Here is a 13,004-nt window from a genome sequence, read left to right on the forward strand (position 1 = left end):
CGGCTGCGTCGGCGGGATGCCTCAGGCAGTGGCCGGGGCGGGAGTCGTTGTCGGCATGGACGGGCGGGCGCCGGGCTTGGCCAGCAACAGGTGGCAGGTGCCGATGGTGCGCTCCAGAAAGCCCCCTTCGCAGTAGCACAGGTAGTAGCGCCACATGCGAATGAAGCGTTCGTCGTAGCCCAGCTGGCGCACGCTCTCGAGCTGGGCCTCGAAGCGCTGGCGCCACTCGCGCAGGGTGCGGGCGTAATGCGGACCAATCTCGCTCAGGGCCAGCACGTTGAGCGAGGTGCTCCGCATCACCCCGCTCAGGATGGCGTGATGGGAGGGCAGGAAGCCGCCGGGGAAGATATAGCGCTTGATGAAGTCCATCTCGCGCTTGGCGGCTTCGAAGCGCTGGTCACGGATGGTGATCGCCTGCAGTAACGCCAGTCCGTCGTGAGTGAGTAGCCGGTCGAGGGTGGCCAGGTAGGTATCCAGGTATTGATGACCCACTGCTTCGATCATTTCCACCGAGATCAGCCGATCGAAGTGGCCCTCGAGCTCACGGTAGTCCTGCTGCAGCAGGGTGATGCGGTCGGTGAGTCCCTCCTCGGCGATGCGCCGCGCGGTGTAGGCGTATTGCTCCCTGGAGAGGGTGGTGGTGGTGACCCGGCATCCACGGGTCCTGGCCGCATGGATGGCGAGTCCGCCCCAGCCGGTGCCTATCTCCAGCAGGTGGTGCTCGGGTCGCACGTCCAGCCGTTCGAGCATGAGGTCCAGTTTATAGGTGGAGGCCTCCTCCAGGCTCGCCTCGGAATGCGGGAAGACGGCGCTGGAGTACATGCGATGTTCCCGGTCCAGGAAGGTGGCGAACAAATCGTTGCCGATATCGTAGTGGGCCGAGACGTTGCGTCGAGAGCCGGACAGGCTGTTTCGCTGCAGGCGGTAGAGCGCGGCCAGCAGCCAGCGGCCCAGGCGCGCGGTACCGGTCTCGATCTCGCCGTTGACTCGCTCCAGGTTGGTGGCGAGCAGGCGTATCAGGGCGACCAGGTCGTCGGCATCCCAGTCGCCGTCCATGTAGGCCTCTGCGGCACCCACGGTGCCGCCCAACGCCATGCGCTTCCACATCCGGCTGTCACGTACCACCAGGGTAATGGTGAGCGGTCCGCCCTGGCCCAGGCAATGGCGATGATGCCCCTCGATCAGGGTTATCTCGCCGCCTTCCAGCCGGTCCAACTGGGCCAGCACGCGCGAGCGTAGCCAGCGAGTTGGACGGTCGGCGTCGTTCGCCAGGGGGCGAGTGGTGTTGGCGGAGCGCAGCGTATTCACGTCGGTCTCTCCTACGAGCGGTCGGCGTCGGGGCCGGGGTGGTCATGGACCGGCACACGCTTGGCCCACAGCCGCAGCGCCTCGACGTGGATAGCGGCCAGTGTCTTGATACTCATCCACGGCTGGCGCGCCAGGGTGCCGAGCAGCACGCGGCGGGTGGCGGGACGTGCCGTCAGGGTCAGGGTGGCGTCGAAGTGACATTTGCCCTCGCCCCAGTTCTCCATGTGCATCAACAGGCGCTCGTCGGGGGTGTTGAAGCGCCAGCGATACGTCATGTCCATGGGGTTGAAGGGGGAGACGTGCATCGCCTTGGCGAACTCGGCGCCGTGGGAGTGGCGGCTCGGGTCCACGGCGCAGGCGTAGTAGGTGCGCTCGCCCCAGGGGATATTGTTGACCTCGCCCAGCACCGCGCGAAGTTCGCCGCGGGCATCGAAGGCGTAGTAGAGCGAGAGGGGGTTGAAGCCCAGGCCCAGGGTGCGCAGCTGAGTCAGCAGGCATATGCGCCCGTCGGGGGCATCACCCAGTCGGCGGGTCAGCTCATCGCGCACCGCCTGCTTCAGCGAACGACCCCGGGGTGTCGGCTCGCCTGGGAGATGGTCCGCGCTTCGAAATCGGGCCAGGGCGGGACGCCGGGCGCTGAAGCCGGGCACGCCGTCGAAGAGCTCGGGGATCTCGTCGAGATCGAGCCAGGCCATCCATATCCCATAGGTGAAGACATGGTCGCGCGGCAGGAAGCGTCGATGACGCAGCTCGCCACGGTAGATGCGTGAGCGTGGCCGGGTGATCATGCGCGTTGGGCCTGCTTTTCCGTCGGGGTCGCCGGCGCTGCGATGCCGCCGGGCCCCGCCTCGCCGCCGCCCAGGTCGTTGGCCACGCGCAGGGCGCTCCATACGCCATCCTCGTGGAAGCCGTTACGCCAGTAGGCGCCGCAGTAGTGGGTGCGAAAGGGCATGCCGGAGATCTCGGCATGGCGTGCCTTGGCCGCTTCGCCGGCCAGGGTGAACTGTGGATGGGCGTAGGTGAAACGCCCCAGTATCCGTGCCGGGTCGATGGCATTGGTGTCGTTCAGGGTCACGCAGAAGGTCTGAGGCGCCTCCAGGCGTTGCAGGATGTTCATGGCGTAGGTGACCGAGATCCGGGCCGCCTCGTCGCGCCCGTCGAGCCGGTAGTTCCAGCTCGCCCAGGCGCGGCGGCGGCGCGGCAGCAGGCGGGTGTCGGTGTGCAGCACCACCTCATTGTCCTGATAGGGCAGGGCGGCGAGGATCTCGTGTTCGGCGGGGCTCGGGTCCTCCAGCAGCGTCAGTGCCTGGTCGGCGTGACAGGCCAGAATCACCTCGTCGAAGTGCTCGGTGCCGAGGGCGGTGCGCAGTGCCACGCCGTCGGTCAGCCTGCGGATGCCGAGCACCGGCGTCGACAGGCGGATACGGCCGGCGTAGGGCGCGGTGAGCGGTGAAATATAGCGGCGCGAACCGCCGGCCAGGGTGTACCACTGTGGCCTGTCGTTTATCGAGAGCAGGCCGTGGTGGTGGAAGAAGCGCACGAAAAACTGCAGCGGGAAGTCTCGCAGGTCGCTGAGGCTCGCCGACCATATCGCGGCCCCCATGGGGAGCAGGTAGCGTTTCTGGAAGGCGGTACCGAAACGGCGCGCTTCCAGCCAGGTGCCCAGGGTGACGGTGGGGTCGAGAGTGCCGTCATCCATGGCCCGGGTCGCCTCGCGATTGAAGCGCAGAATCTCGCTCAGCAGGCCGTAGAAGCTGGGGCGAAGCAGGTTGCGTCGCTGAGCGAACAGGCTGGCCAGAGTGTGGCCGTTGTACTCGAAGTCTCGGTCCGTTTCATGCACCGAGAAGCTCATCTCGGTGGGCTGTGCGGTGACGCCGAGGCGCTGCAGCAAACGCCGGAAGTGTGGGTAGTTTCGGTCGTTGAAGACGATGAAGCCGGTATCGATGGCATGGTGACGGCCTTCGACCTCCACATCCACGGTGGCGGTGTGGCCGCCCAGGCGCGCGTCGGCCTCGAGCAGCGTCACCTCGTGACGGCCCGATAGATACCAGGCGGCGGCCATGCCGGCGATGCCACCGCCGACCACGGCAATGCGCCTGGGCGCCGGCGCGTGTGATGAGCAGGCGTTCATGGGCGAGCCTCCGTGGCAGTCCTGGATCGCGAAAGGCGCCGCCCCAGACGAAAACGAAGTGATACGGGCAGGATGCCCATCAGCTTGACCAGCAAGGTGAAGCGGCGCGGAAAATGGATATCCAGGCGGCGGTGGTCGAGGCCATCGAGAATCGCATCGGCGGCCTGGTCGACCTCGACGCACATCGGCATGGGGAAGTCATTGCGGTCGGTGAGCGGTGTGCGAACGAAGCCGGGATGGATGACGCTTATTTGGATCCCCTCGGCATGCAGGTCCAGGCGCAGTGCCTCCAGGAAATGGCTCAGCGCGGCCTTGGAGGCGCCGTAGGCTTCGGCGCGGGGCAGCGCCAGGTAGGCCGCGGCGCTGGAAGTGGCAGCCAGCAGCGGCCGGCCTCCTTCGGCACGCGCGCGGCGCAGCAATGGCAGGGCCGCGTCGATGCAGTGGATGGCCCCCTGGAAGTTGGCGGCAAATACCCGTTCCACCATATCGACGTCGACGCCTCCGGCATCGAAGTACTCGCAGGTACCGGCGTTGAGAATCACCAGGTCGAGCCCGCCGAGGGCCGCCTCGAGCCGTCGGCCGGCATCGCGCACCGCCTCGCGGTCGGTAATATCGAGAGGCAACACCGTGGCGTTGGTTCGGTTGGCGGCCAGGTCCTCGAGGGGGGCCGCGTTGCGACCGCTGAGGACGACATGGTCACCGCGGGCTAGCAGGCGTTCGGCCAGGGCACGGCCGATACCCGAGCCGGCACCGGTGAGCCAGGTGCGCTGACAATCGGACATGGGGCCTCCGGGGTGGTGGTGGCGGTGCCCGAGGCCATTGCCTTCAGGCGTCTAGCTGGCGCTTGATCAGCCGTATGGCGCCGCCCAGCAGGGGCAGCCGCTCGTAGAGCAGGGCGCCGGCATCGAAATAGTCGCGGTGGCGGACGACTCTGCCGCTGCCGTCGTCCGCGAAGCGGAGGTGGGAGCATCCCTCCACCTCGACCACACGTCCCTTGTTCAGCCGGGGGTGCTCCAGGTGCAGTGTCCAGGTGGTAAAGGCTTCCTGGCCGTTGCGCTGTCGCTCGTGGAAGACGAAATGACACGCTGTAACGTTGCTGTATAAGCTCGAAAAGTAGCGCTCAAGCGATTCAGTGCCTTCGATGCGGTGCAAGGCGTCCTGGAAGACGATATCTGGAGTATAGAACTTGTAAAGACTTTTTGTACATCTTTTGTCTAGATTTTTGAAAAAGGCACAGAAGGCCTCCAGCTGCGGGTCGGCTGACATCGGGCGCTCCTTGGTTTAGTCGGTTTTCAGTGCCTTGAAGGCCTCCAGGGCACGCAGGCGGGCGGCCTTATGGTCGACGATGGGGTGAGGATAGCGAGTGCCGCCGAGCAGGTCGCGGGGCGGGGCGTGGCGTGCCTTGGCGGGGAGCTCTGCCAGCTCGGGTAGCCATGCGGCCAGGAAGGTGCCGTCGGGGTCGAAGCGCTGGGACTGGGTCGTGGGATTGAAGATGCGGAAGTAGGGGGCCGCATCGGTGCCGGTAGAGGCGGCCCACTGCCAACCGCCGTTGTTGGCGCAAAACTCGCCGTCCACCAGGTGGCGAAGGAAGAAGGCCTCGCCGCGGCGCCAGTCGACCAACAGGTGCTTGCTCAGGAACATGGCGGTGACCATGCGCAGGCGGTTGTGCATCCAGCCGGTGGCGACCAGCTGGCGCATGGCGGCATCGACGATGGGATAACCGGTGCGACCCTCGCACCAGGCGTTGAAGCCCGCCTCGTCATCGCGCCAGGCGAGGGACTCGGTATGACGCTGAAAGGCGCGGTGGCGGCACACTCGTGGGAAACCCACCGCCACATGCCGGTAGAACTCGCGCCACACCAGCTCATTGACCCAGGCGGTCAGGCCCGCATCGCCCTCGGCCAGGCCGCCGTCGTTGTCGGCCAGCACCGCCTGCAGACACTGGCGCCAGGAGATCATGCCCAGGGCGAGGTAGGGCGAGAGCTCGCTGGTACCGCCGATCGCCGGGAAGTCACGTTGGTTGGCGTAATGGCGGGCGCGAAAGCGCAGGAAGCGTTCCAGGCGGTCGGCGGCGGGGTCTTCTCCGGCGGGCCACTGCTCAGCGTCGATGGGAGTGTCGGCGAGTGTCGGCAGGGCGGGCAACGGGTCGCTCGTGATGCCGATGGGTGCCTGGGGGGCCGGGATGTCGCTGAGTGCCAGGCGCTCGGCGGTCAGCCGGCGGTGCCAGGCCTTGGCGAAGGGGGTGAAGACGCCATAGAAGTCGCCCTTGCCGGTGAGCAGCTCTCCCGGGGCGAACGCCACGGCGTCGTGGTGGCCCTCCACGGCGAGACCCGCCGCCTGGAAGGCTGTGACCACCGCGGCGTCCCGGTCGCGTTCATCCACCGGGTATTCACGGTTGAAGTGCAGCCCGTGGGCCCCGGTCTCCCGGGCGATGGCCAGCAGGGCCTCGGGCGCCTCGCGGAAATCGTCGATATCCCGGTGGAGAAGCGGAATGCCCAGGTCTTCCAGCGACGCCTTGAGTGCCGTTACGCCGCGGGCTCGGAAGTCGAGTTGGTTGGCGCCATGGCCATGGCGTTGCCAATGGGGCAGGGCGCGCAGGTAGACGGCTACCACGGGGCCGCGGCGCGCGGCGGCGGCCAGGGCGCGGTTGTCATGGAGTCGCAGATCGTTGCGAAACCAGATCAGGGTCGTGGGCATAGCGGATCCTTCACGTCGTCTGCAGGAGGGCCTGGAGCCGAGAGATCGCCTCGCCGAGGTCGTCACCCAGGGTCGCCACGCCGCTGCCGTCGAGTTCGGCCTGGCGGATACGTGCCGCCGGACCACAGAGCCCCAGCGGGACGTCGAGCTGTTCGGCCAGGCGCGGTAGTTGGCGGCGCATCAGGTCGTTGCGTCCGGCATGGCTACCGACCAGCAACACGCCGCTGGCGCCCAGGCGTGCCACCGCCAGAGGCAGTTCACCCAGCGGTGGCGCGGCGTCGAGCAGCCAAACGTGCAGGCCGCGATCGCCGGCCAGCAGCGCGACAAGCAGTAACCAAAGGGTACCGGGGTCGTCGGGAAGTGGCATGGCCAGCAGGGGCGGCCCCTCGGCGCTTGCATTGCCGTGATAGAGCCGCATGCCGATGCGTGTGCGCAGGAAGGACTCCAGCGTGCGGCGCTGCAGCTCGTCGCCGAGACGCTCGTTCCAGCGCTCCTCCAGCTCGCGCAGCGCCGGCGCCCACAGTTCGGTGACGCAGGTGCTCACCGGGTAGAGCGCCAGCGATTGCGTGTAGAGAGTCTCGAGGCGAGCGGTGTCCAGCGCCTCCACGGCATTGATCAAGCGAGTGCGCTGGGCGGGCCAGTCACCGGGATCGGGAGGCGGTACTTCGGGCTCTGCCATGCCGGGATGGTCGATCAGTTCGCGCACCTGACTGACGGGGACGCCGCGGTTGAGCCACTGCAGGATCTGCTCGACTCGCTCGACGTCCTCCCGGGCATAGAGACGGTGGCCCTTGGGGGTGCGGCGCGGTCGAATCAGCCCGTAGCGACGCTCCCAGGCGCGCAGGGTCACGGAGTTGACGCCGGTGAGACGAGACACCTCGCGAATCGGGTAGAGCGGCGTGTCGCTACCGTGCTGAGTCGGCTCGTTCATGGCACCCTCGGAGATGGTTTTCCGCTAGACTAGCAGAAGTGTACAACAGCTGTATAACTCAACACGAATGACGAGGAGATCCAGATGCGCGTGCTGATCACCGGAGGAAGCGGTTTTGTAGGCCAGCGCCTGTGCCAGCGACTGATCGAGGCAGAGCATCGGGTGCAGGTCGTTTCGCGGGACCCCGAGGCGGCGCGTTCGCGGCTTCCCGAGTCGGTGGACGTGCGGCGTTCGGCGCTGGATTTCGTCGATGCCCCGCCCGAGGCCCTGGTCAACCTGGCCGGCGAGTCCATTGCGGCCAAGCGCTGGAGCGACGATCAGAAGGAGAAACTGCTGGATTCGCGGCTGAATGTTACCCGCGAACTGGTAGGCCTCTGCGAACAGCTGCAACAGACCGGTGCACGGATGCCTCGGGTCATGGTGTCCGGGTCGGCGATGGGGTACTACGGCGATCAAGGAGATCGCGAGGTGACCGAGGAAACGACGGCCCACGACGAGTTTGCCCATCGCCTCTGTCGTCGCTGGGAGGAAGCCGCCCGCAAGGCCGAATCGTTTGGCGTGCGGGTCGCATTGCTGCGCACCGGGCTGGTGCTGGACCAGGGCGGCGGCAGCCTGGAGAAGATGCTGCCGCCCTTCAAGTTGGGCCTGGGCGGGCGCTTCGGCAGCGGCGAGCAGTACATGCCCTGGATCCATCGCGAGGACCTGGTGCGCGCGATCCTGTTTCTGCTCGAACACGACGAACTGGCGGGAGCCTTCAATGGTAGCGCGCCGCACCCGGTTACCAACGCCGAGTTCACCCGCACCCTGGCCGGTCACCTGAAGCGCCCGGCCTTCCTGCCGGTGCCGGCCATTGCCCTGGAGACGGCCCTCGGCGAGATGGCACGGCTGCTGCTGACCGGCGCCGACATGCGCCCGGCCCGGCTACTCGAGGCCGGCTTCGACTTCCAGTTCGAGACGCTGGAGGGCGCCCTGGAAGACATTCTGGCTTGATAGCCAAGCCAAAACCGAGGGGCGGGACTCACCGTCCTTCCTCGCCCACCGTGACGATGACTCGTACCGCATCCAGGCGCAGTCGAGTTCCTTCGATGGCCTCGTCCAGCGCGGTGCGCTCGTCGCGCAGCGCGGTGAGCTCTTCCTCGCGTACCGCCGGATTGCGGCGCGCCAGGGCGGTCAGTCGGGCCAGCTCGCCATCCAGTGCGTCGCGCATGCGGGCCTGGGCGTCCTCGACGATGGTGGGCAGTTCGCGTTCCGCCTCGCCTTCGCCGCGGTCGAGCAGTTCGCGCAGCACGTCCAGGCGGCTGCGGATCAGGTCCCGCGCCATCGCCTTCTTGACCTTCTGCAGGTTTTTCGAGAGCCCGGTGAAGGAGATCTTGTCGGTCAGGTTGGCTCCGGATTCGTCCAGCAGCACGCGCACCGCCGTGGGCGGCAGGAAGCGATTGAGGTGCAATTTCCTGGGTGCCGGACAGTGGGTGCGATAGATCAATTCCACCATGACGCGCCCGGGCGGCAGCGAAGGGTGCTGGAGCAGCGCCAGCGCGGTGTTGCCCATGCTGCCGTCGAGGATGCGCCCCATTATCTCGCGCACCACCGGGTGCTCCCAGGAAAGTCGTTGTACGTCGTCACGGGCCAGCGCCCGCGAGCGCGACAGGGTGGCGGAGAAGCCTTCCTCGCCCTTGGCCAGCCCCGGCAGGCCGTCGAGCATCTGGGGGCCGGCCACCAGGTGCTGGATGCCGCCGCCCAGGTCCTGGCTGTCGACGCCGAAGATATCCAGCGCCAGGTCCAGGTAGCGGCGCAGGGCGCGGTCCTCGTCCAGCTCGCCGATGGCCGCGGCTACCGCCTCGGCACGCTCGTGTCGGCAGGCGTTGAGTTCCAGCAGGCGATTGCGACCGGCGTCGCGCTCGGCCAGTCGGCTATCGAACAGCGCTCGGGTTTCCTCGACCACCTCCTCGATGGCCTCGTCGTCGAGCAGGGCGTCGGCCAGGGCATCGCCGAAGGCATCGAAGATCTCGCTGCCGATGCCGTGGGGGGCGCTGAAGGCGTCCATGCCGTCGCGATACCAGCGCAGCAGCTTCTCGCCGGGGCTGGCCTCGAAGACCGGCACATGGAGCTCGATGGCGTGGCGCTGGCCGATGCGGTCCAGGCGGCCGATGCGTTGTTCCAGCTGATCGGGATGCAGCGGGAGGTCGAACATCACCAGGTGGCGGCAGAACTGGAAGTTGCGCCCCTCGGAACCGATCTCGGAGCACACCAGCACCTGGCAGCCTTCCTCTTCATCGGCGAAGGCCGCCGCGGCGCGGTCGCGTTCCACCAGCGAGAGCCCTTCGTGGAACACCGGGGCGTGGTAGCCGCCCAGCACACGCAGGGCCTCGGCCAGCTCCTCGGCGGTTTCCCGCTCATGGGCGATCACCAGCACCTTGTCACCGGCCAGGCCGCCCTCGCCATCGTCGGCCAGGCGCTCCAGCAGCCAGTTGACCCGGGGGTCGATCTGCCACCAGGGCTCGCTGTTGAGCGGGTCATCGGAGAGGGCGCGGTACATGGCATCCAGGTAGATCAGCACCTCGGGGTGGTCGAGGCCGCTCTCGATCAGCAGGTCGTCGAGGTAATCCTCGTCGCGGTCCAGCTTGCGCAGCACGCGCCGATAGGCGGCCGGTGGCGCGAGTTCGGTGACGTGCAGGCGCCGCTCGGGGAAGCCGCCTACGTGGCGGCGGCTGTTGCGGAACATTACCCGGCCGGTGCCGTGACGGTCGAGCAGCTGGTCGCGTAGCTGGTCGCGGACGGCATCGTGCTGGGCCGCGTCGGCCTCGGGGTTGGCCAGGGTGGCGAGCAGGGCCAGGCTGTCGGGTTCATCGATCACCGCCGCCACGCGCTCGCGCTCCTCATCGCTGCCGGGCAGGCGCTCCAGGGCATCGATCGCCTGGGCCACCTCCACATAGTGGGTCTCTTCCTCGCGGAAGGCCGCTAGGCTGTGATAGCGACCCGGGTCGAGCAGGCGCAGGCGGGCGAAGTGGCTCTCCAGGCCCATCTGCTCCGGGGTGGCGGTCAGCAGCAGCAGGCCCTCGCTCTCGGCGGCGAGGCGCTCTACGCAGGCGTAGCTGGTGCCGACCTGCTCCTCGCTCCAGTCCAGGTGATGAGCCTCGTCGACGATCAGCAGGTCCCAGGAGCAGGCCTGGGCTTGGGTCTGGCGGTGGGGGTTGGCGAATAACCAGTCCTGGCTGGCCAGGATCAGCTGGCCGGCCTCGAAGGGATTGGTGTCGCCGTGGGCCTGGCTCTGCTGCTCGTCGAGCAGGGTAACCTCGAGGGCGAAGCGGCGCAGCAGCTCCACCAGCCACTGATGGGTCAGGCTGTCCGGCACCAGGATCAAGGCCCGCTCGGCGCGCCCGGTGAGCAGCAGGCGGTGCAGGATCAGCCCCGCCTCGATGGTCTTGCCCAGGCCGACCTCGTCGGCGAGCAGGACCCGCGGGGCATGACGCCGAGCGACCTCGTCGGCGATATACAGCTGATGGGGGATCAGGTCGATGCGGGGGCCGGACAGGCCCAGCGCCGGGCTCTGCTCCACCCGATGATAGTGGTGCAGGGTGCGAAAGCGCAGGTCGAACCAGTCGTTGCGATTGACCTGGCCGGTTAGCAGTCGGTCGCGAGCCTGGTCGAACTGCATGCTGTCGGCCAGGCGGGCCTCGGAAAGCTCGGTAAGTTCACCTTGGTCGTTCTCGCCGATATAGACGATCAGGCCGCCGGCTTCCTTGGCGTCATCGACGGTCAGTGTCCAGCCTTCGGCCGCCTGGATGCGGTCGCCGCTGCCGAAGGCCACCCGCGTGAGCGGGGCCTGGCGGCTGCTGTAGGTGCGGGTCTCCTGGCTGGCGCCGAACAGCACGGTCACGCTGCGGGCGTCACAATTGAGGATAGTGCCTAGGCCGAGTTCGGCCTCGCCGTCGCTGATCCAGCGCTGGCCGGGGGTGAAGTCGCTCATGATGCCTCGAGGATGCTGTAACAGGGTGCGCTCACGGCCACCCGGAAGGGCGGCCTGGACAAAGGCGCGGTATCTTACAGCAAAGCCCGGCGCGGCTTAAGCCTCGGGCACCTGATGGTGCCTTTATGGGAGAGTCTCGGTGCGACAAATATATCCTGGTCGACCAGCAGCCGAGGCCAGTGCCAGCGGAACGTTCAGGGCCTGGTAGGCAGGGGCTTACTCGGCACCGGCCACGATGCCGGCAATCAGGCTCATGGTGATCGTGGCTGTGGCCGCATGGCCTGTACCATGCGGCGAGGTGTTGCTTACTTGCCGAGCAGCCGCACGACCGAGCCGCCGCCGTGGACCTTGATGGTCTGGCCGCTGACCCAGGCGCTGGCCGGCGAGGTCAGCCACAGCATTGCGTTGGCAATATCCCGGGGCTGTCCGGTGCGACCGATCAGGTTGTCAGGGTGCTTGAGCTTTTCCTGGATGGCGGGGTCCAGGCCCGCAGCGGCGTAGCCCTCGGTCAGCACCGTGCCGATCAGCACCGAGTTGACTCGGACCTTCTGAGCCAGCATGTGAGCGATCGAGACCATCATCTGGTTGAGCGCCGCCTTGGCGGTGCCGTAGGCCAGGATGTCGTAGGCCGGCACGGCAGAGGAGAATGAACCGGAGTTGACGACACTGGGGTTCTCCGCCTCGAGAAGATGCGGGAGGCAAGCCATGGTCATGCGATAGGCGCTGATGGTGTTGAGTCGGTAGGCCTCGATCAACTCATCGTCGCTGATCGCGGTGGGGTCGGGGTGACGCGGCCCCCAGCCGACATTGTTGATTAGCGTCGAGAGGCCGCCGAACTCGGCCACGGCGGCGGTGACCACCGCATCGATATCCTCGCTGCGGGTCACGTCGCAGCCCATGCCCAGGCAGCGACTGCCGGTCTCGGCCTCGATCGCGGCGGCCGTTTCCTGGGACTTGTCGCCCTGGAGGTCCGCAATCATCACTTGTGCCCCGGCGCCGGCCAGGGTTCTTGCGATCCCCGCGCCGATGTTCTGGGCACCGCCGGTAACGATCACGCTGTGGCCGCCCATGTGGAAATCGGCGAAGGCATCGAATGGGTGGGTCATGGCATTACTTTCCTTGTACTTATGGCTTGAGCTTCAGGGTTGATATAGCGGAGCGGTTCATGGCGAATGCCGGGCCGCCCGCCATCGGATTAGTCCAGTTCCTGCACGCCGCCGCCGGAGACGGTCAGGATCTGACCGCTGATCCAGCTCGAGGCCGGCGCGCAGAGGAATAGCGCCGCGTTGGCCATGTCCTCGGGCTCGCCGAGTCGCTTGATCGGGGTATGGGTCAGCATCTGCTGCTCGACCTCGTCGTTGAGTACCGACTTCAATGCCTCGGTGCGGGTGGCCCCCGGGGCGATGCCGTTGACTCGAATGTTCCTGGGGCCGAGGTCGAAGGCGATGTTGCGCACCAGATGGCTGGTGGCCGCCTTGGAGGAGGCATAGGAAGCCATGCGCTTGTTCTTGTTCTCGGCCGACATCGAGGTGATGGCCAGTATCGCGCCGCCCCCGGCCTTCTCCATCTCCGGCGCGGCCAGCTGGGCCAGTCGGAACAGCGAGAAGACGTTCAGGTCGTAGGCGCGACGGAAGTCTTCCATGGGCATGTCGAAGGGCTTGGGGCCGCCGCCTCCGGCGTTGCTGACCAGCAGTGTCAGCTTGCCGAAGGTATCCACCGCCTTGGCCACGACCCCGCTGAGGTCTGCCTCGCGGGTGACGTCGCAGGCGACGCCGATAGCCCGGCCGCCGGCGTCTTCAATGTCTTTCGCCACCATGGCGGCCGAATCGGCATCCAGGTCGCTGACCACGACGGCGGCGCCGGCCCGGGCGAATGTTTCGGCGATAGCTTGGCCGATGCCGGCGCCGGCGCCGGTGATGAGGGCGACCTGGTCGGTCAGCGTAAACTGCTGGGGATCGTACATGGGGAGC

Annotated in this window: 11 protein-coding genes; 1 reads left to right on the plus strand and 10 read right to left on the minus strand. The window is 67.2% G+C overall.

All coding sequences use genetic code 11. From position 1 onward, the window contains the following. Window positions 1-21: 21 nt before the first annotated feature. The 7 genes from Q358_RS0108995 to Q358_RS0109025 are packed head-to-tail and all read right to left on the minus strand — an operon-like array spanning window position 22 to window position 7,067. Window positions 22-1,308: an SAM-dependent methyltransferase gene (locus tag Q358_RS0108995; protein ID WP_027961740.1), complete on the minus strand. Its 1,287-nt coding sequence runs from the start codon at window positions 1,306-1,308 to the stop codon at window positions 22-24. A gap of 11 nt (window positions 1,309-1,319) precedes the next feature. Next, window positions 1,320-2,096 carry a DUF1365 domain-containing protein gene (locus tag Q358_RS0109000; protein ID WP_027961741.1) on the minus strand — a complete coding sequence of 259 codons (777 nt, stop codon included), beginning with the start codon at window positions 2,094-2,096 and terminating at the stop codon, window positions 1,320-1,322. Beyond that, window positions 2,093-3,439, minus strand: coding sequence for an NAD(P)/FAD-dependent oxidoreductase (locus tag Q358_RS0109005; protein ID WP_027961742.1), 1,347 nt, complete (start codon window positions 3,437-3,439; stop codon window positions 2,093-2,095). The genes Q358_RS0109000 and Q358_RS0109005 overlap by 4 nt, the downstream gene beginning before the upstream one ends. Then, on the minus strand, window positions 3,436-4,221 hold the full coding sequence (locus Q358_RS0109010; RefSeq protein WP_027961743.1) for an SDR family NAD(P)-dependent oxidoreductase: 786 nt from the start codon (window positions 4,219-4,221) through the stop codon (window positions 3,436-3,438). The genes Q358_RS0109005 and Q358_RS0109010 overlap by 4 nt, the downstream gene beginning before the upstream one ends. 43 nt (window positions 4,222-4,264) lie before the next feature. Continuing rightward, window positions 4,265-4,705, minus strand: coding sequence for a nuclear transport factor 2 family protein (locus tag Q358_RS0109015; RefSeq protein ID WP_027961744.1), 441 nt, complete (start codon window positions 4,703-4,705; stop codon window positions 4,265-4,267). A gap of 15 nt (window positions 4,706-4,720) precedes the next feature. Next, a complete protein-coding gene (gene phrB, locus Q358_RS0109020; protein ID WP_027961745.1) occupies window positions 4,721-6,136 on the minus strand; it encodes a deoxyribodipyrimidine photo-lyase in 1,416 nt (471 codons plus the stop codon). A gap of 10 nt (window positions 6,137-6,146) precedes the next feature. Next, on the minus strand, window positions 6,147-7,067 hold the full coding sequence (locus tag Q358_RS0109025) for a MerR family transcriptional regulator (RefSeq protein WP_027961746.1): 921 nt from the start codon (window positions 7,065-7,067) through the stop codon (window positions 6,147-6,149). A gap of 84 nt (window positions 7,068-7,151) precedes the next feature. On the opposite strand from Q358_RS0109025, the gene Q358_RS0109030 reads away from it, so the two are divergent. Further along, window positions 7,152-8,057: a TIGR01777 family oxidoreductase gene (locus Q358_RS0109030; protein WP_027961747.1), complete on the plus strand. Its 906-nt coding sequence runs from the start codon at window positions 7,152-7,154 to the stop codon at window positions 8,055-8,057. Between the two features lie 28 nt (window positions 8,058-8,085). Here the strand turns inward: Q358_RS0109030 and rapA are convergent, their stop codons facing one another. From rapA to hdhA, 3 genes are all read right to left on the minus strand, one after another. Further along, the gene (gene rapA / locus Q358_RS0109035; protein WP_027961748.1) at window positions 8,086-11,034 is read right to left on the minus strand and encodes an RNA polymerase-associated protein RapA; all 2,949 of its coding nucleotides are present in this window, start codon (window positions 11,032-11,034) and stop codon (window positions 8,086-8,088) included. A gap of 305 nt (window positions 11,035-11,339) precedes the next feature. Next, a complete protein-coding gene (locus Q358_RS0109040; RefSeq protein ID WP_027961749.1) occupies window positions 11,340-12,140 on the minus strand; it encodes an SDR family oxidoreductase in 801 nt (266 codons plus the stop codon). A gap of 89 nt (window positions 12,141-12,229) precedes the next feature. Then, window positions 12,230-12,997, minus strand: a complete 768-nt coding sequence (gene hdhA / locus Q358_RS0109045; RefSeq protein ID WP_027961750.1) for a 7-alpha-hydroxysteroid dehydrogenase — start codon at window positions 12,995-12,997, stop codon at window positions 12,230-12,232. Window positions 12,998-13,004 lie beyond the last annotated feature (7 nt).

Origin of the sequence: Halomonas halodenitrificans DSM 735 (genome assembly GCF_000620045.1) — a bacterium.
Classification (GTDB): domain Bacteria; phylum Pseudomonadota; class Gammaproteobacteria; order Pseudomonadales; family Halomonadaceae; genus Halomonas; species Halomonas halodenitrificans.

Excerpts from the sequence above, each read along its gene's own strand:
- rapA (WP_027961748.1), bottom strand. The coding sequence starts at position 11,034 with ATGAGCGACTTCACCCCCGGCCAGCGCTGGATCAGCGACGGCGAGGCC.
- phrB (WP_027961745.1), bottom strand. The coding sequence starts at position 6,136 with ATGCCCACGACCCTGATCTGGTTTCGCAACGATCTGCGACTCCATGAC.
- Q358_RS0109005 (WP_027961742.1), bottom strand. The coding sequence starts at position 3,439 with ATGAACGCCTGCTCATCACACGCGCCGGCGCCCAGGCGCATTGCCGTG.
- Q358_RS0109030 (WP_027961747.1), top strand. The coding sequence starts at position 7,152 with ATGCGCGTGCTGATCACCGGAGGAAGCGGTTTTGTAGGCCAGCGCCTG.
- Q358_RS0109010 (WP_027961743.1), bottom strand. The coding sequence starts at position 4,221 with ATGTCCGATTGTCAGCGCACCTGGCTCACCGGTGCCGGCTCGGGTATC.
- Q358_RS0109000 (WP_027961741.1), bottom strand. The coding sequence starts at position 2,096 with ATGATCACCCGGCCACGCTCACGCATCTACCGTGGCGAGCTGCGTCAT.
- hdhA (WP_027961750.1), bottom strand. The coding sequence starts at position 12,997 with ATGTACGATCCCCAGCAGTTTACGCTGACCGACCAGGTCGCCCTCATC.
- Q358_RS0109025 (WP_027961746.1), bottom strand. The coding sequence starts at position 7,067 with ATGAACGAGCCGACTCAGCACGGTAGCGACACGCCGCTCTACCCGATT.
- Q358_RS0109040 (WP_027961749.1), bottom strand. The coding sequence starts at position 12,140 with ATGACCCACCCATTCGATGCCTTCGCCGATTTCCACATGGGCGGCCAC.
- Q358_RS0109015 (WP_027961744.1), bottom strand. The coding sequence starts at position 4,705 with ATGTCAGCCGACCCGCAGCTGGAGGCCTTCTGTGCCTTTTTCAAAAAT.